A 17,395-nucleotide genomic window follows, 5' to 3' on the forward strand; every position below is an offset into this window, starting at 1 on the left:
TAGGAGCAGATAGAAATGATCAAACACGAAACGATAGAAAAGAACATTGGCCTGATGATTCTGCTTATCATCATCGTAATCAGCGGTGGTGGCCTAGCAGAGATCGTTCCTCTGTTCTTCCAAACTTCTACTACTAAGCCAATTGAAGGCCTACGTACTTACACTCCGCTTGAGTTTGAAGGCCGTGACATCTACATCCGTGAAGGTTGTAACACTTGTCACAGTCAGATGATCCGTCCATTCCGTGCTGAAACGGAACGCTACGGTCACTTCTCAACTGCGAATGAGCACGTTTGGGAACACCCATTCCTATGGGGTTCTAAGCGTACAGGTCCAGACCTAGCTCGTGTAGGTGGTCGTTACTCTGATGATTGGCACCGCGCTCACTTGTACAACCCTCGTGACGTTGTACCTGAGTCTAAGATGCCTTCTTACCCATGGTTGTTTGAAAACAAACTAACCGGTGCAGACACTGCTAAGAAGCTTGAAGCACAACGCGCTGTTGGTGTTCCTTTCACTGACGAGCAGATCGCTAATGCCCAGAAAGAAGTTCAGGGCAAATACGAGATCGATGCTGTTGTAGCTTACCTACAAGCACTGGGTAAAATGCATTCTGAATACACTAACAAGCGGTAGTAACGCGTGAGTTACGAAGTTTATGGCCCTTATATACCGGTAATCATGCTGATTACGTTCTTGGCGCTATTTGTTTGGGTGCTTAACCCAAAGAATAAAGACAAGTACGACGATGCAGCCAACATGCCTCTGAACGAACCTGACGAGGCAGACGAGATGAAACCGGACGATACTGAGGCCAGTGACGGGAGAATTGAAAAATGAGTGCTTTTTGGAGCGCATGGGTAGCAGTGATTACCCTAGCTGTAATTCTTGGTTGTGCTTGGCTATTGATTGCTACTCGCAAAAGTCAGCCGCACCAAGATACAACTGAAGAAACATTAGGCCATGAATTTGATGGCATTGCTGAATACGATAACCCTCTGCCAAAATGGTGGTTCCAGATGTTTATGGGCACCGTTGTTTTCGGCATTGTTTATCTTATTCTTTACCCAGGTTTAGGTAGTTTCCCAGGTCTATTGAACTGGACTTCTACTGGCCAATGGGAAGAAGAAATGGCTCACGCCGAAGAGACGTACAAGCCAATCTTTGCTAAATACGCAGCTATGTCTGCAGAAGAGCTACAGCACCCAGACAACGCACTAGGCCTAAAAATGGGTCAGCGTATGTTTGCGAACAACTGCTCTCTATGTCACGGCACAGCAGCAACAGGTGCACACGGCTTCCCTAACCTAACGGACAACGATTGGTTGTACGGTGGTGACGAGAAGACTATCAAGACATCTATTGCTAACGGTCGTAACGGCGGCATGCCACCTTGGGGCGCTGTACTAGGCGAAGAAGGCGTACGTGACGTAACTAACTACGTACTATCTCTAAGCGGTGCAGAAGCTGATGCTGAAGGCGCAGCTCGCGGTAAAGGTCAATTCCAAGCACTATGTACTGCTTGTCACGGTACTGACGGTAAAGGTCTACCTATCCTAGGTGCACCTAACCTAACTGATGACATCTGGTTGTACGGTGGTAGCTTCGAAAAAGTGGCTCACTCTATCCGTGTTGGTCGTAATGGTGTAATGCCAGCTCATAAAGACCTACTAAGCGATGAGAAGATTCACCTGATCACTGCATACGTTTACAGCCTATCTAAAAAGTAATTAGATAGTTGAACTAAAATAAAGGCGATATGATGTAGATCATGTCGCCTTTTTTTTTGAGGATCTATTATAATATTCAACTTTGCTAATACATGGTGAGCGTATTAGTTCTGATGAGTTTAACTTTCACTGGTGAGTATGTGAGCAACGATATGAATCAGATCCCGGTTCAAGATGTCACACCCAAGAGCAAGAAAAAATCCCAAGAGTACGACCTATATGCCAAACGCGAGCATATTTATGTAAAGAATTACAAAGGTATCTTTAAAACCTTACGCCAAGCCTCTAGCTTTATCATGCTATTGATGTTCTTTGGCTTCTCATGGATCACATGGGATGGCAGACAGGCCGTTCTTTTTGACCTACCCAACCGACAATTCCATGTATTTGGTAGCACCTTCTGGCCACAAGACTTTATGTTACTGTCTTGGCTATTGATTATTCTTGCCTTTGCCCTGTTCTTCTTTACCGTGTTTGCCGGTCGATTATGGTGTGGTTACGCTTGCCCACAATTCGTTTGGACTTGGATCTATATCTGGATAGAGAACTTCACCGAAGGTGATCGCAACAAGCGAATGAAGCTGGATAAATCTAAAGGCTGGAGCAAAGAAAAATTACTTAGAAAAAGCGCAAAACACTTCCTATGGGTCGCTTTCTCTATTATTTCCGCTATCGCGTTTGTTGGTTACTTCACTCCGATTCGCGAGCTTATCCCAAGCATCTTTAGTTTTGAACTAGGCCCTTGGGAGATGTGGTGGTTAGGCTTCCTTGCCGTAGCCACTTATGGCAACGCTGGCTGGTTACGTGAGCAGGTATGTATCTACATGTGCCCTTACGCTCGTTTCCAATCAGTTATGTTCGACCAAGACACACTGATTATTTCTTACGATGAAAAACGCGGTGAAAGCCGAGGAAAACGTAAAAAAGGCTCTGACTATAAAGCCGAAGGCTTAGGCGACTGTATTGATTGCTACAACTGTGTATATGTTTGCCCGGTGGGAATCGATATCCGCGATGGCCTGCAGTATGAGTGTGTCGCTTGTGGAGCTTGTGTAGATGCCTGCGACGATATTATGGAACGTGTCGGTTACGAAAAAGGCCTTGTACGCTACACAACTGAACATCAGCTAGAAGGCAATAAAACGCATATTATGCGCCCTAAACTAATCGGTTACTTTGTAGTCCTATGTGCGATGTGCGTTGTTTTTGCCTACACAGTCTACAGCCGAATTCCGCTCGAAGTTGATATATTACGAGACCGTGGACAGCTATATAACGAAGTCACTTCAGGCGTCATCGAGAACGTATATACCCTGAAACTTGCTAATAAAGAGCAAGTTGACCATAGCTACACTATTTCAGTCACAGGTCTTGAAGGCCTGGAATATATTGGCAAGTCAGAAGTCACTATTAAAGCTGGTGAGCTGATCGATCTACCAATTAGATTGAACATTAAGAAAAAATACCTAAGCAAAGCCAATAACAATATCACCTTCAAAGTGATGGCAACGGACAATTCCGACATCGCTATAGAAGAGGAAAACCGCTTTATTGGCCCTGCACCTAAGCGCTAGGTCAAAAGAAGGGTCGATTAGAATAAATTCTGGGCCCCTTCTTTTAGAAATAAGGTAGAATAGCTGTCGGTCTGAAACTGGGTGTTCCAGTTTTGGATACGACAGTTTTTTTTTGGGTATTGATACATGAGTGACAGCGACAACAACATCCCCGGCCCATGGTACAAACAACCTTGGCTTTGGTTTATTTTATCACCGATTATTGCCGTAGTTTTTTACGGAACTTTTTACCTTTACCTATCCATCGTTACACATGATGGTTTGGTAAAAGATGACTACTACAAAGTAGCCCGAGGCCATTTTGTAGATAAAAGTCAGTCTCAAGAAGCGATCGACCTTGGCGTTAGCGGTCAGTTAAATCTCGATAATACAACTGGCGATCTAATGCTGAAATTCAAGAGCAAAGGCGGCTACCTTCCAGAGTTCCTAAATCTCAGTATCATTCACCCGACTCACCAACAATACGACCAGAACATTCTCCTGAAGCAAGTTCCTGGTACTGAAGCCTATACAGGTAGTTTAAAAAGTCTGCTGCAAGGTAAACGTTACCTGATCTTGAAGGATGAAGCCCGCAACTGGAATCTACGTGCAGAGGCACATCCACCTTACGATCAGAATACAATTGAGTTTAAACCTGCCCACGAACAATGAGCAGCAATCTTAACTCAGTAAAATCTGCTGACTGTTACCACTGCGGCCTGACTATCCCTCCGGGTAGTAACTATAGCGCTGTAATTAACGGTGAAAGTAGAGATATGTGTTGTCCAGGCTGCCAAGCAGTCGCACAAACCATTGTAGATAGTGGCTTGGACAATTATTACAAACATCGTACTGAAGCAGCCTACTCACCGGAGCTGAACACTAAAGACCTTCCGGAAACACTGCTTCTTGAGCTTGAGCTTTACGATGACGAAAATGTGCAAAGCAATTTCGTCAAAGTCGATGAATCTAGCTCCGAAGCGACACTGGTTATCGAAGGGATTACCTGTGCAGCTTGCGTGTGGTTACTCGATCACCACATCAGTAATATCGAGGGCGTAAGTAAAGCTAAGGTCAACCTGACCAACCACCGCGCTCGTATCACTTGGGACAAATCCCAAGCTAAACTCAGCACAATCATGGCTGAGATCTACCGCATTGGTTATCAAGCACATCCTTATCACCCTGATAAAGAAGAACAGCTTTTAGAGCAAGAACGTAAACGTGCGACTCGCCGTTTAGGTGTTGCCGGTATCGGCATGATGCAAACCATGATGTTTGCTATCGCGCTTTATGGCGGTGCTTTACAGGGTATGGAAGATAAGTATGTCAGCTTCATTCGCTGGGCAAGCTTAGTCATTGCGACCCCTGTAATCCTTTATTCTGCACGCCCTTTCTTTATCGCGGCACTAAGGGATCTGAAGACTCGACACTTAACCATGGACTTCCCCGTTTCCATCGCAATTGGGGGCGCTTATTTAGCCAGTGTCTGGGCAACCATTACGAATAGCGGTGAAGTCTATTATGACTCCGTTACTATGTTTACCTTCTTCCTGTTAATTGGCCGCTATCTTGAAATGCAGGCCCGACATAGAACAGGCAAAGCAGGTAACGCACTCCTAAACCTACTACCGGCTAGTGCTATCAAACTTGTCGATAATGAAGAGCAATTAGTACCCGCTCAGGAACTTAAGCTAGACGATATTGTTTTGGTCAAACCGGGCCATACAATCCCTGCTGATGGCATTATTGTTGCCGGCAGTAGCTCTGTTGACGAAGCAGCACTGACCGGTGAATATCTGCCTATTCGTAAAGATATCGATGATAAGGTTGTTGGCGGCACGATTAACGTCGAAAACCCGATCACGATTAGAATTACTCAGGTGGGTGACGAAACCAAGCTCTCAGCTATTGTTCGCCTGCTCGATCGCGCTCAAGAAGATAAACCTAAAGTTGCTCAGATTGCCGATAAAGTTGCGAGCTACTTTGTAGCGGCGGTACTAGTCACCGCAACCGTTGTAGCAACAGGTTGGTATTTCGTTGAGCCTGCTCATGCATTCTGGATCACCCTATCGGTACTGGTAGTGACTTGCCCTTGTGCCCTATCATTGGCAACTCCGACAGCACTCACTGCTGCCACAGGCACTCTGCGCCAAAACGGTTTATTAATTACCCGAGGCCATGTTCTGGAAAGCCTTTCGACCGCAACTCATGTTGTTTTCGATAAAACAGGTACGCTCACCGAGGGTAATCTAAGTCTTCAGGAAGTAGTTCCTCTAGCAGATCATGATAAAGATGCCTGTACTAAGTTTGCTGCTGCGCTAGAGAAGCACAGTGAACATCCAATTGCACAGGCGTTCCATGATCAGCACGGTGATCTAGTAGCCACAGAGATCAAAGCGACGCTAGGTCAAGGCATTGAAGGTGTAATCGATAATCAGCGATACCGAATTGGTAAACCTGATTACGCTAGCGAGATACTAACGCAAAGTCAGCCATCACTACCTGAAACAAGTGGGCAGTGGTTACTTCTATGTAATGAGACTCAAGCGCTAGCTTGGTTCCGCCTTAATGACCAAATCCGCCGTGAAGCGAAACAGACGATAGAGACCCTTCACTCGATGGGGCTTAACTGTCAGATGCTGACGGGCGATAACTCTTCAGCGGTAGCGGAAGTAGCCAGTCAATTAGGCATAGATACCGCTATCTCTGGCGTATCTCCTGCTGAGAAGCTAGCTCATGTTAATAAGCTTCAAGAAGAAGGTGCTCATGTAATCATGGTGGGTGATGGTATCAACGACATCCCTGTACTTGCAGGAGCGCAGACATCTATCGCTATGGGCGGTGCTTCAGATCTTGCTAAAACCAATGCTGATGGCGTACTTATCAGCCATGACCTATTGCGTCTGGCGGATGGTATTTTGCTAGCGAGAAAGACGCAAAGAATCATTAAGCAGAACTTAGCCTGGTCACTTTGCTATAACCTAAGCGCTTTACCATTAGCTGCCTTTGGCTTCATCGCTCCTTATATGGCAGCGATCGGTATGTCAGCAAGTTCATTGGTCGTAGTCGGTAATGCAATGCGCCTGAACAAATTAACCCGAGGTTCTGTACGTTCCCATGACAGAGATCAGGGTACTCAGTCGGCTAAGCCTGACGCGGTTATGCAAAATCAGGTAGAATAAGCACATTTGAAAAATAGGGTTATGTAGTTTCAATGGATATAATTTTCCTGCTGATCCCCATTGCCATCTTGTTAATTGGCTTTGCTATCTGGGCTTTCTTCTGGAACGTTAACAACGGCCAGTACGACGATCTAGACAGCCCTGCACATAGCATTCTCTATGATGATGACGAAGATCTGATTCCAGATGATGCAAAAGTAAAACCGACTGACAAAGGCAATGACTGAAGCACTTGTCATACCTACAGCATTCTTATTAGGTTTGCTTGGCGGTACGCATTGTTTGGGTATGTGCGGTGGTATAGCTGCCACCGTCTCCCTCAACTCCCCTAAGGGAGGTCAAGGCTTCCTACTTCTACTCGGCTATAACTCTGGGCGCATTATTAGCTATGCAACTGCAGGTGCTATTTTAGGTAGCCTGAGTTGGTTGTTAACTGATCCTGTACTACAACTAGTGCTTCGCAGCTTTGCCGGAGTAATGCTGATTTTCATGGGCCTCTACATTGCTCAGTGGTGGAAAGGTTTAACCCACCTAGAAAGCGCAGGCGGCGTGCTGTGGAAACAAATTAGTCCCGCTGCGAGTAAGCTTTTACCGGTTAGAAATATCGGACAAGCAATCATGCTTGGTGGACTATGGGGTTGGCTGCCATGCGGTTTGGTTTATAGTACTTTAATTTGGGCTTCAGCAGCGTCCGACTGGCTGACCAGCGCACAGTTAATGGCGGCATTTGGCGTAGGCACTTTGCCCGCCATGTTATTAACCGGTGTACTGGCCCAACAAGTTAAACAAATTCTTCAGAAACGCCTGACCCAACATATTTCGGGCACAATCATTATTGGAATGGGCTTATACAGCATCCCTTGGCTGGGAATTTTCCAACAATAACTGAATACATTTTTCGCAAGAAACTGATTACAGAGGAACACAAACGTGGATAACAATCTGATTAAATGGGATCTGGACTTGATCAAACGATACGACCTATCGGGTCCTCGTTATACATCCTACCCTACCGCTGTTCAGTTTGACCCAGAATTGTCTCCTAGTGATCTAGTAGCAACCGGACAAAATTCTGCTGACATCAATGATCCGCTTTCTCTGTATGTCCACATCCCATTTTGTGCGCATGTTTGCTACTACTGCGCATGTAATAAAGTCATCACACGTAACCGTAAAAAAGCTCAACCTTACCTAGACACGCTTTACAAAGAGATGGCTCAGCTCTCCAAGTGGTACAGTAACGATCGCAAAGTCACTCAGCTGCATTGGGGTGGCGGCACACCAACATTCATTAGCCACGAGCAGATGGTCGAGCTAATGTCTGAAATGCGTAAAAACTTTAACCTTCTTGATGACGATAGCGGTGATTACTCCATCGAAATCGATCCTCGTGAAGCAAGCCTAGAAACAATCAAAGTTCTTCGTGAGATTGGCTTTAACCGCATCAGTCTAGGTCTGCAGGATATCGATCCAAAAGTTCAGGAAGCAGTTAATCGTGTTCAATCAGTAGAACAAACGGCTGCCATTCTGGAAGAAGCACGCAGACTAGGTTTCCGATCTCTAAACCTAGATTTGATCTATGGACTTCCGTACCAAACGCTCGAAGGTTTTAACGCAACCCTAGATACTGTGATCGAGATGAATCCTGATCGTCTTTCAGTATTCAATTACGCTCACCTTCCAGATCGTTTCCGTCCGCAACGTCATATTCAGGAAGAGACACTACCAAGCCCAGAAACTAAGCTTGCGATTTTAGAATCCACTATAAACAAGCTGCTTGATGCAGGTTATGTTTATATCGGTATGGACCACTTCGCTAAGCCGGATGATGAACTAGCCATTGCTCAACGTACAGGTAAATTACATCGTAATTTCCAAGGCTATACGACTCATTCGGAATGTGACCTTGTGGCTATGGGCGTTTCATCGATTAGCCAAATCGGCTCTGTTTACTATCAGAACGAGCATGATATGCCTTATTACAGTGCCGCAGTCGATGGTAACTCGCACGCGATTAAACGCGGTGTGAGTCTGACGCAAGATGACATCATTCGTCGCCATGTCATCACACAACTCATCTGCCACTTCGAACTAGATAAAACAGCGGTTGAATCTAAATTTGATATTGATTTCGATGAATATTTCGCCAGTTCTATAGCTGAACTAGAAGCATTCACTCAAGATGGCTTAATCAGCATGAATGAAAAAGAGATTGTGGTCTCTCCGGCGGGTCGCCTATTAATTCGCCGTATATGTATGGCATTTGACGCATATATACCAAAAGACCAGAGTTCACAGCGTTTCTCGAAGATTATTTAACTTTCCGTATTTACGGAAATATTACATAATCAGTGGGTAGCCATTCGATATAACCACGACAGGATCGCACTATGAGTGATAACAAGGCAACTGACGGAAAACTACGTAGTCTGCAGCAGGTAAGCTGCAACACTTGTAGTCTGAGCTCTTTGTGTCTGCCCGTATCTCTGGATATGACAGAGATGGAACGCCTGGACAACATTATCGAGAAAAGCCGCCCACTGAAAAAAGGCGAGCATCTTTTCCACCAAGGCGATGAATTTGCTAGTGTTTATGCCATCCGCGTCGGCACAGTAAAAACTTACACCATCACCAACGAAGGTGAAGAGCAGATCACAGGCTTCTACTTCCCAGGTGAACTGGTTGGTATGAGTGGTTTTGATAACAACGAATACCCTGTATCCGCAAAAATCCTCGAAACAACAACGGTTTGTGAAATTCCTTTCGAGCGTTTGGACGAGCTTTCCGGTCAATTACCTGAATTACGCCGCCAACTGCTGCGTACGATGAGTAAAGAGATCCGTGAAGAGCAACAGATGATGCTGCTTCTATCAAAGAAAAATGCAGAAGAACGTGTTGCGACATTCCTCGTGAAGTTATCCATGCGTTTTAAAGCACGCGGTTATTCTGAAACAAGTTTCCGTTTATCGATGTCACGTAACGAGATCGGTAACTATCTAGGCCTTGCTGTAGAAACTGTGAGCCGAATTTTTACCCGCTTCCAAAAGTCCGAGCTATTACAAGTTGAAGGTAAAGAAGTTCATATTGAAGATCTTGATAAATTATATGAACTATCTGGAGAATGCCCAGCTAAAGAAGCTGAGGAACCTGTTGTTACCGCTCAATGTGGCAAAGGTACTTGCGGTTAGCCCCTACACATAAAAAAGCACCGATTGCTTACGCAACCGGTGCTTATTTAGTCGCACAATTAAGTAGCCATCTCAATGTGTAACCCAACGCCTTTATTAAAGCGTTTGCCACACTATAAAACATTGAGCTGCGTCAAAACCTGATGTTTCTAAGGAGTTCTTCATGTCATATGACGAATGTTATGTGAAATCCGTTATTCGTACGATTCCGGACTGGCCGGAGCCAGGCGTTCAATTCCGCGATATCACTCCACTATTTAAAGATCCTAAAGCGCTCCGTATGATCTCTGATGCATTTATTCAGCGCTACATTGATAGTGACATCACGCATATTGCGAGTATTGATGCCCGTGGTTTCTTAATCAGCTCCATCATGTCTTACCACCTGAACATTCCTTTGGTGCTCGTACGTAAAAAAGGCAAACTTCCAGGTGAAACTATCCATCAGGAATATCAGCTTGAATACGGTACTGCTGCTGTAGAGATGCAGACAGATGCAGTAACCAAAGGCGATCGCGTTTTAGTATTTGACGATCTAATTGCGACAGGCGGCACTATCTTAGCCGCGTGTAGCCTTATCAAAGAGCTTGGTGCAGAAGTATCCGAAGCAGCTGCGCTAATCGACCTGCCAGACCTTCAAGGTTCTAGCAAAATCCAAGATGCAGGTGTACCAGTACACACCCTACTTGCTTACGCAGGTATCTAGGGAACTGACGAATAAGCCTGACGGCGGCATAGTCTAATCGCCGCCGTCAGTTTTTATACCTATCGTATTCCACCGGCTAAGTTTCCACCTCTCTTTTATTTCCACCAAATAAAGATTTTCTCTTCCATCGCGTACAAATCTTGCCTACCATGCTCTGCCAATTTTTTCGTTTTCTGGAGCTGCTATGTGGTTTAAAAATGTAATTTTCTATCGCCTAACCGAAGCGTTCGAATACACTCAAGAGCAGCTACAAGAAAAACTAATCGAGCACGCTTTCCACCCGTGCAAAAGCCAAGAGCTAAGTCGTTATGGTTGGGTATCACCTTGCCATTTATTGGACGATGTTCACGCCCACACTGTACACGGCATGTTTATGGTCGCAGCGCGCAAAGAAGAAAAAATCCTTCCTGGCGCTGTCATTAAAGAAGCGGTTGGTGAAAAAGTGTCAGTGATCGAGCATGAACAAGCGCGTAAAGTGTATAAGAAAGAGCGTGACCAACTTAAAGATGAAGTTATTCTAGACTTGCTACCTCGTGCTTTTAGTAAATTCCAACAGACTACTGCTCTGATCAACCCAGCAGCAGGCTGGATTGCAGTTGATGCCTCTAGCCATAAACGCGCAGAAGAACTACTAAGCCACCTTCGTGGCACGCTAGGCAGTCTGCCAATCACACTACCTGATGTAAACCAATCACCATCTGCCATTATGTCGCATTGGTTAGAGCAACACGACAGTATTCCACAAGGCTTTGAAGTGCTAGATGAGTGCGAGTTACGTGATAACGTATTAGAAGGCGGCGTCATTCGCATTAAAGGCCAACAACTGGAAGATGAAGAATTTGTTGCTCATCTAGAAGCAGGCAAACGTGTCGTAAAACTGGCTCTAGAATGGGATGAACAGCTCAAGATTACTCTGCAGGAAGATCTGTCCATCAAACGCCTTAAACTGAGTGAACAGCTACAGGAAAAAATGGCCGACGAGGCAGCTGAAGATGAGATCGCTCAATTCGATGCAGATATGGTTCAAATGGGGCTGGAATTCAACAAGCTGTTCCCCGCCCTAATCGAAGCCTTTGGCGGCGAAGCAAAACGCCCTTAATTATCGGCTAACTGTCCAAGCTTAATTTATAACTCTGCACGACTAATGGTAAGGTTATAAATTAAGCTTTCATAGCCAATATGGGCAGACTAGATGGATTACGCTCCGGAATACACAAAGCGCGAGAAGGTAAAGCTCATTGCCCTATTTATGGGTTTAGGTGCAATTTTCATAGCCGCTGGTGAGCTTTGGCTATTCCCATCTATCACACGCCTTGCAGAACAACCCCATTGTTACAGTCTATTTGGCCTAAACGGGGCTGATTATCTTTGGCACCTTTTACTGATTGGAATGCCTATTTCGATCTTCCTAATCCTAGCCGTAACAATGCTCCCCATGGCGATCAAAGGGTTAATACAAGCCCAATTCCCACCTAAGGGCTACAAAGTATTTAAACCGACACCTATTCGAAAAGGGATGAGTGGGCAGTTAATGGCAGGCCTCTTAATGTTCGTAATTTTTTCTCCCCTGCTTATTGCAATATATGGAGCCAATAATTTAGATAAGATGCCTGAAGTAGAAACTCCTCAAGACTCCAGCGAGCTTTGCTTCAATACACCAAACGAAACCTCTACTAATCATTAAGCCCCTATAAATTTAACGTTTATATACTTCTAAATAAGCATATTTACTAGAACCAAAAACTGATTTAATAATCATTATCACTTGCATTATCAACGTAAGGAATAACATAACAATGAATATTAAAACTCTAAGTGCGGGCCTAGCTCTAGCAGTTTGCGCAAATTTTGCTAGCGCTGCTGATCATACTGTCATGATGAAAAACTCAGGTCCTGACGGCTCCATGGTTTTTGAGCCTGCCATTTTAAATGTAGAAGTAGGTGATACCGTTACATTCCAACCGACAGACCCAGGCCATAACTCGGAATCAATTAGTAACCTAATCCCTGCGGGTTCGACAGGCTGGAAAGGCAAAATGATGAAAGAAGTTTCTTTCACAGTCGATAAAGAAGGTGTGTACGTATACAAATGCCGTCCACACGCAATGATGGCAATGGTTGGTGTTGTTGTAGCAGGTAAACCAACAAACCTAGAAGAAGTAAAAACCAACGCGGCTGAATTGAGCGCCACGTTTGTGATGAATAAAGATCGCTTAACGAATTACCTAAACCAAATTAAATAAGCACCTTAATTCTCAGATAGTAGGGAGATTGAATTAAATCTCCCTACTATTCCAAATAATAATCCCCCACCGTAGTCAGCCCTAAGCTTGTCCATGCTTGCATACCACCTCGATAGTAATTCAACTTATCCTCAGGGTATTCTAACTCCAGCAACGCCCAAATAAATGTAGGGGTCTGACCACACCAATAACCGTTACAAAACGCAGCAAGTGTTTTTGCCTGACTGAAATCCCAAACACCATCATTTTTTATTGCACCAAGCTCTTCCAACGTCTCCGAAATAGTTTCAGGGTCTTTGAGAAGTGTATAGGGAATATTGGTACTGCCCGGTATAGTCAAACGGTAATGCCAGCCCTCGGTACGAGTATCAACAATTAAAATAGAGCTATCTGTTTGAGCTTGCTGCAGATACTCAATAAATTCTCTTTCTCCAATAGTCTCCACTTCATATGGCTCAAATGGAAACATGGCCTGCGGTGTGCCGCGTGAGGTCGTGAGATACAGTTCATGGATAGTATTATCAGGCTCTTGGTTGCGCTTAATCTCAACAGGCTCCCCTTCATGCTCAACCACAAAGGAGAAAAGTTCTGGGGTAATCATCACCCTATTACTCTGTTCAGCAACGAGATACGGCGATATCAATAAAATCGACCACACCGTAATAGATCGCTTAAATCGACTAAGCATCGTAAAACCTCAACTCTTATAGGTCAGATACAAAAAAGGAGCCTTAGGCTCCTTAGTAATATCAATTTATTGCAGAAATAAACAGGGTGTTATTTCATATCCAACAGCATATCGATCGAATATTTAGACGCATCAGCATCTAAAGAAAGCGTCTCACATTCAACCAAAAACTTATTCTCACGCTCTTTACTATCGCTATAACCAAACTCGTTACCGTCTAGGCTCTGTAGCTGTAGAGTAGCCTTGTGGTAGAAAGCTAGAACAATTGCTGCCGTTGAATCACCGTCTCTAAGGCGTTCTTCCCAACGATGACGGTGATTTTGAATCTTAAGCGCCTGTTTTTTTAGATTCCAACCGTAACGAAGCTCATCGAAATACGGCTTTTTCGCTACTTGGGTGAAGATAATAATGGAGATAATTAAACCGATTAAAACACCAGTTAGATTGACCATCATATTCTCGCCTTCAGCATTACCGTAGTAATGACGTAAAACGGCACTCAACCCTAAACCAATCACCGCAAAAATCAGACTAAAAACGATACCTACCTTGCGCTGTTTTTGCTTATAAACAACTTTATCAATTTCTCTAAGTTCCACGAATGTACCCTATAACACTAGTTAACCTGTAGATTACCTTACAGGCGTAATATGAACCGAATTAACTTGCAGTCAAAATCTGCCAGTGTAGACTTATCGCCTCGATTTTAAAGGCCCTTTCTACCACAATCTGATGTATTCCGTAAAAGAGATTTTCTATAGCTTACAAGGTGAAGGTGCGCAAAGTGGACGTGCATCAATTTTTTGTCGTTTTTCTGGCTGTAATCTTTGGTCAGGACGCGAACAAGACCGTGAAAAAGCTATCTGCGATTTTTGCGATACTGACTTTATCGGTACCGATGGGCAGAATGGTGGCAAGTTCGCGACCGCAGCTGAACTTTGCCAGTTTCTCAAAAGTTTCTGGCCCGAGCAGAACAACGAAAAACCTTACATCATCTTCACTGGTGGAGAACCTGCTCTGCAACTCAACCAAACCTTAGTGGATGAATGCCACGCGAACAGTTTTGAAATTGCCATCGAAACCAATGGCACGAAGCCACTACCCAACAATATCGATTGGATCTGTGTTAGCCCTAAAGCCGATGCCGAAGTAATTATCACCCAAGGCGATGAGCTTAAATTGGTTTACCCACAACCTTTAGCGCAACCAGACCAGTTCGAACAATTTAGTTTCACTCACTTCTATCTACAGCCGATGGACGGCCCTGCACGTTCAATCTACACAAAAGAAGTGATCGACTATTGCTTAGCCCATCCACAATGGAAGCTAAGCTTACAGAACCATAAAGTTCTAGGCATAGACTAATCCTCTATAACTGAACGCTAATTTTCGAACTTTATGCCTTAATACGGATAGATTCACTAAACCCAAATTACATCGACTCAAAAACAAATATTTAGACCAAAGTCTAAACCCATTAATGAGCGCTCAATCACGCCTTTTAATGTGGAAAAACACAACTCCCTTAAAATATAGGGCCTTGCAACGGCTACTCACATTAGCTGTGGATAACTTTGTGAATTAAGACTTTAAAACGTCATGAAACGCCCATAAATCAAGGCGACTCAATAAACTGATCAATTTTTAACCAGTTTATTTTTATCCTTTTAAAATCAATATGTTATATAAGTCAACATAACAATATTAAATATTTTTGTTGTTTATAGCACCAGTTTAGTGCGCCTATTTGCCCCACAGTGAACAACATTTTTCTGTAATAAAACAGAACACCGGCTACAGCCTAGTATTGACGGTAACCATCAAGGCAAATTCAAACAAGCTAATTACACCAAATATGGACTTAACCATATCAATTGCTCGGTAAAAAAATCCCCTCAACAAGACTTGTAATCCCCAAGATAGATCATATTTTTTAAGCTCTAACCTGCTAGGCTTTACATCAATGATCTAAACCAAGCTCCTACCTACGCTATGCAAAGAACAGAACAAGAAAACAAGGCTGCAAACAAAGTGACCTGGATCGGTGCTGTAGTAAACGCCGTACTTGGTTTCCTTAAGATCATTTTTGGGCTGCTCTTCCATTCAGCCGCCCTAATCGCAGACGGTATCCACTCCCTTTCCGATCTGATTACAGATGTGATGGTCGTACTAATTTTAAAAATATCGGCTAAAGGCCCCGATGAAGATCACCCATGGGGGCATGGGCATTTTGAAGCATTAGGAACTGTAATTCTTGGCAGTATCCTCATTGCTATCGCAGGGGCAATGGCTTACGACAGTACATTAAACCTGATTGAAACCTCTGAGCTGCTACTGCCAGAATGGCCAGTTCTGGTAATCGCAGCACTATCCATCGCAGCCAAAGAGTGGATCTATCGCTATACACTTCAGATAGGTAAACAGATCGATTCGGCTCTTTTAATTGCTAACGCTTGGCATAGTCGAACCGATGCCCTCTCTTCTATTGTTGTATTTATTGGTGTCGCTGGCGCTATGGCTGGTTTTCTTTGGTTAGATGCTGTCGCTGCACTGATTGTCGCGATTATGGTCGCTAAGATCGGTTGGGATTTAAGCTGGAGCAATCTACAACAACTACTTAGCACATCCATTCCAAAAGAAGATATCGATCGTTATAAAGAACAAATTCTATCAATAGAAGGCATTATAAATGTCCACAGTTTTAAAACCCGTACCATGGGCAATAAGCATGTCATGGAACTTCATATTCAAGTTGCGCCTCATCTCAGCGCCTCTGAAGGACACTATATCGGAAACAAAGCCTGTCAGCGTCTACAGAACAATCAGGAGATTGGACATATTATCTTCCACATCGATACCTATGATGACGAAGATCTCGATATTGCACCACCAGAAACGAAACTACCGTCAAGGCGCGACGTAACTCAATCTATCGATCAATATTTTTCAGCGATATTCCCAAAAGCAGTGCCATATCAACTCTCTCTTTATTATTATGGCCGCCATATTGATATAGAAATATTATTAAGCCTTGAGCAACTCCAACTTTTACGTCAAAACGGCCACGATGAAGAAACACTAATATCTGGACTTAAAGCAGTATTGAATCAAACACCCATTCCATGGCTTGGAACTATTTACCTAGCAGGCGGCATTAAGCAATGACAGAGTTTTACCCTAAACAGCCTTACCTCAGCCATGAAATTGAGATTAAACACAGCCGTTTTATTACTCATGTCGCTCACACACCGGATCTAGAGAGTGCTAGAAACTTTATTGCCGAGATACAACAGCAACACCCTAAAGCGAACCATAATTGTTGGGCATATATAGCTGGTACCCGGAGTTACCTTCAGTGCTGGAACAGCAGTGATGATGGCGAACCTAAAGGTACGGCTGGTAAACCAATGCTAAACGTACTAGAACACAGTGACCTATGTGAAATTACCGTCGTGGTAACACGATATTTTGGCGGGATAAAGCTTGGTGCAGGTGGGCTTGTTAGAGCATATAGCCAAGCAGTACAAGAAGCTCTCAAAGTATTACCAATAGAGGAACGCATCCCTCTATTTCCTTTTGACCTATATCTGCCCCATCACCTTGTAGGCGATATTGAGCTGTTATTAAATCAAGATCAAATCAATATCCTTGATCGACAATGGAGTGAAGAGCTACATATTCAAGGTGAAGCCAGCGCGGTAGCATTAGACCAGCTTAAACAACAACTGACATCACTTAAGCATCTAACTCGTTACAAAGACCCTGAAACCCGTTGGTAAACGCAGTTATTAAAATAGATGTCCTTATTTCTCCTAATTTCTCCTAATTTATCAATTAGATAAGTAATAATCGTGTAAAATAGTAGCCCTATTTCTTTGTAAATAACATCAATCTTATAATCAACCACTAAGTACTTAACACCAAAGTACACAAGCATTCCCAACCAATTAACAAATAAAAAAATTTAAAATTTTGCTACGGAATTTCTTGAAGATTTAATAACCTCTGCCGATACTAGTTTCAAAGGATATAGGCCTCAGTAAGGGATTTTTTCTTCCTCAGCGGTTCCCAAATTCAAACAGTTGTTTTAAAGTTACTGAGT

19 protein-coding genes are annotated in these 17,395 nt (G+C 43.7%); 17 read left to right on the top strand and 2 right to left on the bottom strand.

Features of this window, described 5'->3' with window-relative positions; genetic code table 11:
- The first annotated feature begins 18 nt into the window (after positions 1–18).
- The 14 genes from ccoO (at position 19) to ACMXYX_RS10840 (ending at position 12,605) form a co-directional block, all read left to right on the top strand.
- On the top strand, positions 19–636 hold the full coding sequence (gene ccoO / locus ACMXYX_RS10775; protein ID WP_415884648.1) for a cytochrome-c oxidase, cbb3-type subunit II: 618 nt from the start codon (positions 19–21) through the stop codon (positions 634–636).
- A gap of 6 nt (positions 637–642) precedes the next feature.
- Positions 643–840, top strand: a complete 198-nt coding sequence (locus ACMXYX_RS10780) for a cbb3-type cytochrome oxidase subunit 3 (protein ID WP_415896480.1) — start codon at positions 643–645, stop codon at positions 838–840.
- Entirely contained in the window at positions 837–1,730 is an 894-nt protein-coding gene (gene ccoP, locus ACMXYX_RS10785) for a cytochrome-c oxidase, cbb3-type subunit III (protein ID WP_415884064.1), read from the top strand. Before ACMXYX_RS10780 ends, ccoP begins: the two co-directional genes overlap by 4 nt.
- Positions 1,731–1,882: 152 nt before the next feature.
- On the top strand, positions 1,883–3,304 hold the full coding sequence (ccoG, locus tag ACMXYX_RS10790; protein WP_415906826.1) for a cytochrome c oxidase accessory protein CcoG: 1,422 nt from the start codon (positions 1,883–1,885) through the stop codon (positions 3,302–3,304).
- Between the two features lie 126 nt (positions 3,305–3,430).
- A complete protein-coding gene (locus ACMXYX_RS10795) occupies positions 3,431–3,955 on the top strand; it encodes a FixH family protein (RefSeq protein WP_415905984.1) in 525 nt (174 codons plus the stop codon).
- On the top strand, positions 3,952–6,468 hold the full coding sequence (locus ACMXYX_RS10800; protein ID WP_415905985.1) for a heavy metal translocating P-type ATPase: 2,517 nt from the start codon (positions 3,952–3,954) through the stop codon (positions 6,466–6,468). Before ACMXYX_RS10795 ends, ACMXYX_RS10800 begins: the two co-directional genes overlap by 4 nt.
- A 32-nt stretch (positions 6,469–6,500) precedes the next feature.
- Positions 6,501–6,695 (top strand): cbb3-type cytochrome oxidase assembly protein CcoS, encoded by a 195-nt coding sequence (ccoS, locus tag ACMXYX_RS10805; protein WP_415884061.1) that lies wholly within the window; start codon positions 6,501–6,503, stop codon positions 6,693–6,695.
- Entirely contained in the window at positions 6,688–7,353 is a 666-nt protein-coding gene (locus ACMXYX_RS10810) for a sulfite exporter TauE/SafE family protein (protein WP_415905986.1), read from the top strand. The genes ccoS and ACMXYX_RS10810 overlap by 8 nt, the downstream gene beginning before the upstream one ends.
- Before the next feature lie 45 nt (positions 7,354–7,398).
- Complete coding sequence (hemN, locus tag ACMXYX_RS10815) at positions 7,399–8,787, top strand: oxygen-independent coproporphyrinogen III oxidase (protein WP_415905987.1); 1,389 nt, start codon at positions 7,399–7,401, stop codon at positions 8,785–8,787.
- A 71-nt stretch (positions 8,788–8,858) separates the two neighbouring features.
- Positions 8,859–9,656: a fumarate/nitrate reduction transcriptional regulator Fnr gene (fnr, locus tag ACMXYX_RS10820; protein ID WP_415905988.1), complete on the top strand. Its 798-nt coding sequence runs from the start codon at positions 8,859–8,861 to the stop codon at positions 9,654–9,656.
- Positions 9,657–9,819: 163 nt separating this feature from the next.
- Positions 9,820–10,362, top strand: a complete 543-nt coding sequence (locus ACMXYX_RS10825) for an adenine phosphoribosyltransferase (RefSeq protein ID WP_415905989.1) — start codon at positions 9,820–9,822, stop codon at positions 10,360–10,362.
- A 184-nt stretch (positions 10,363–10,546) separates the two neighbouring features.
- The gene (gene rdgC, locus ACMXYX_RS10830; RefSeq protein WP_415905990.1) at positions 10,547–11,461 is read left to right on the top strand and encodes a recombination-associated protein RdgC; all 915 of its coding nucleotides are present in this window, start codon (positions 10,547–10,549) and stop codon (positions 11,459–11,461) included.
- Positions 11,462–11,554: 93 nt separating this feature from the next.
- Positions 11,555–12,046 (top strand): hypothetical protein, encoded by a 492-nt coding sequence (locus ACMXYX_RS10835; protein ID WP_415905991.1) that lies wholly within the window; start codon positions 11,555–11,557, stop codon positions 12,044–12,046.
- A gap of 112 nt (positions 12,047–12,158) precedes the next feature.
- Positions 12,159–12,605: a pseudoazurin gene (locus ACMXYX_RS10840; protein ID WP_415896485.1), complete on the top strand. Its 447-nt coding sequence runs from the start codon at positions 12,159–12,161 to the stop codon at positions 12,603–12,605.
- Between the two features lie 46 nt (positions 12,606–12,651).
- Here the strand turns inward: ACMXYX_RS10840 and ACMXYX_RS10845 are convergent, their stop codons facing one another.
- On the bottom strand, positions 12,652–13,293 hold the full coding sequence (locus tag ACMXYX_RS10845) for a rhodanese-like domain-containing protein (protein WP_415896486.1): 642 nt from the start codon (positions 13,291–13,293) through the stop codon (positions 12,652–12,654).
- An 89-nt stretch (positions 13,294–13,382) separates the two neighbouring features.
- The gene (locus ACMXYX_RS10850) at positions 13,383–13,892 is read right to left on the bottom strand and encodes a DUF3087 family protein (RefSeq protein WP_415905992.1); all 510 of its coding nucleotides are present in this window, start codon (positions 13,890–13,892) and stop codon (positions 13,383–13,385) included.
- Between the two features lie 133 nt (positions 13,893–14,025).
- On the opposite strand from ACMXYX_RS10850, the gene queE reads away from it, so the two are divergent.
- The 3 genes from queE to ACMXYX_RS10865 all read left to right on the top strand — a co-directional run bounded on the left by queE (position 14,026) and on the right by ACMXYX_RS10865 (position 17,072).
- Entirely contained in the window at positions 14,026–14,658 is a 633-nt protein-coding gene (gene queE, locus ACMXYX_RS10855; RefSeq protein ID WP_415905993.1) for a 7-carboxy-7-deazaguanine synthase, read from the top strand.
- 627 nt (positions 14,659–15,285) lie between these two features.
- Positions 15,286–16,458: a cation diffusion facilitator family transporter gene (locus tag ACMXYX_RS10860; RefSeq protein WP_415905994.1), complete on the top strand. Its 1,173-nt coding sequence runs from the start codon at positions 15,286–15,288 to the stop codon at positions 16,456–16,458.
- On the top strand, positions 16,455–17,072 hold the full coding sequence (locus ACMXYX_RS10865) for a YigZ family protein (RefSeq protein WP_415905995.1): 618 nt from the start codon (positions 16,455–16,457) through the stop codon (positions 17,070–17,072). The genes ACMXYX_RS10860 and ACMXYX_RS10865 overlap by 4 nt, the downstream gene beginning before the upstream one ends.
- The last annotated feature ends 323 nt before the right edge of the window (positions 17,073–17,395 follow it).

The organism is Neptuniibacter sp. QD72_48 (assembly GCF_047778065.1).
In the GTDB taxonomy this organism is placed as follows: domain Bacteria; phylum Pseudomonadota; class Gammaproteobacteria; order Pseudomonadales; family Balneatricaceae; genus Neptuniibacter.

Bases quoted from the DNA above. Each gene is read 5' to 3' on its own strand.
- fnr (WP_415905988.1), top strand. From the start codon at position 8,859: ATGAGTGATAACAAGGCAACTGACGGAAAACTACGTAGTCTGCAGCAG.
- ACMXYX_RS10795 (WP_415905984.1), top strand. From the start codon at position 3,431: ATGAGTGACAGCGACAACAACATCCCCGGCCCATGGTACAAACAACCT.
- queE (WP_415905993.1), top strand. From the start codon at position 14,026: ATGTATTCCGTAAAAGAGATTTTCTATAGCTTACAAGGTGAAGGTGCG.
- ACMXYX_RS10865 (WP_415905995.1), top strand. From the start codon at position 16,455: ATGACAGAGTTTTACCCTAAACAGCCTTACCTCAGCCATGAAATTGAG.
- ccoP (WP_415884064.1), top strand. From the start codon at position 837: ATGAGTGCTTTTTGGAGCGCATGGGTAGCAGTGATTACCCTAGCTGTA.
- ACMXYX_RS10810 (WP_415905986.1), top strand. From the start codon at position 6,688: ATGACTGAAGCACTTGTCATACCTACAGCATTCTTATTAGGTTTGCTT.
- ACMXYX_RS10835 (WP_415905991.1), top strand. From the start codon at position 11,555: ATGGATTACGCTCCGGAATACACAAAGCGCGAGAAGGTAAAGCTCATT.
- ACMXYX_RS10840 (WP_415896485.1), top strand. From the start codon at position 12,159: ATGAATATTAAAACTCTAAGTGCGGGCCTAGCTCTAGCAGTTTGCGCA.
- ccoG (WP_415906826.1), top strand. From the start codon at position 1,883: ATGAATCAGATCCCGGTTCAAGATGTCACACCCAAGAGCAAGAAAAAA.
- ccoS (WP_415884061.1), top strand. From the start codon at position 6,501: ATGGATATAATTTTCCTGCTGATCCCCATTGCCATCTTGTTAATTGGC.
- ACMXYX_RS10800 (WP_415905985.1), top strand. From the start codon at position 3,952: ATGAGCAGCAATCTTAACTCAGTAAAATCTGCTGACTGTTACCACTGC.
- ACMXYX_RS10860 (WP_415905994.1), top strand. From the start codon at position 15,286: ATGCAAAGAACAGAACAAGAAAACAAGGCTGCAAACAAAGTGACCTGG.
- rdgC (WP_415905990.1), top strand. From the start codon at position 10,547: ATGTGGTTTAAAAATGTAATTTTCTATCGCCTAACCGAAGCGTTCGAA.
- ACMXYX_RS10845 (WP_415896486.1), bottom strand. From the start codon at position 13,293: ATGCTTAGTCGATTTAAGCGATCTATTACGGTGTGGTCGATTTTATTG.
- ACMXYX_RS10825 (WP_415905989.1), top strand. From the start codon at position 9,820: ATGTCATATGACGAATGTTATGTGAAATCCGTTATTCGTACGATTCCG.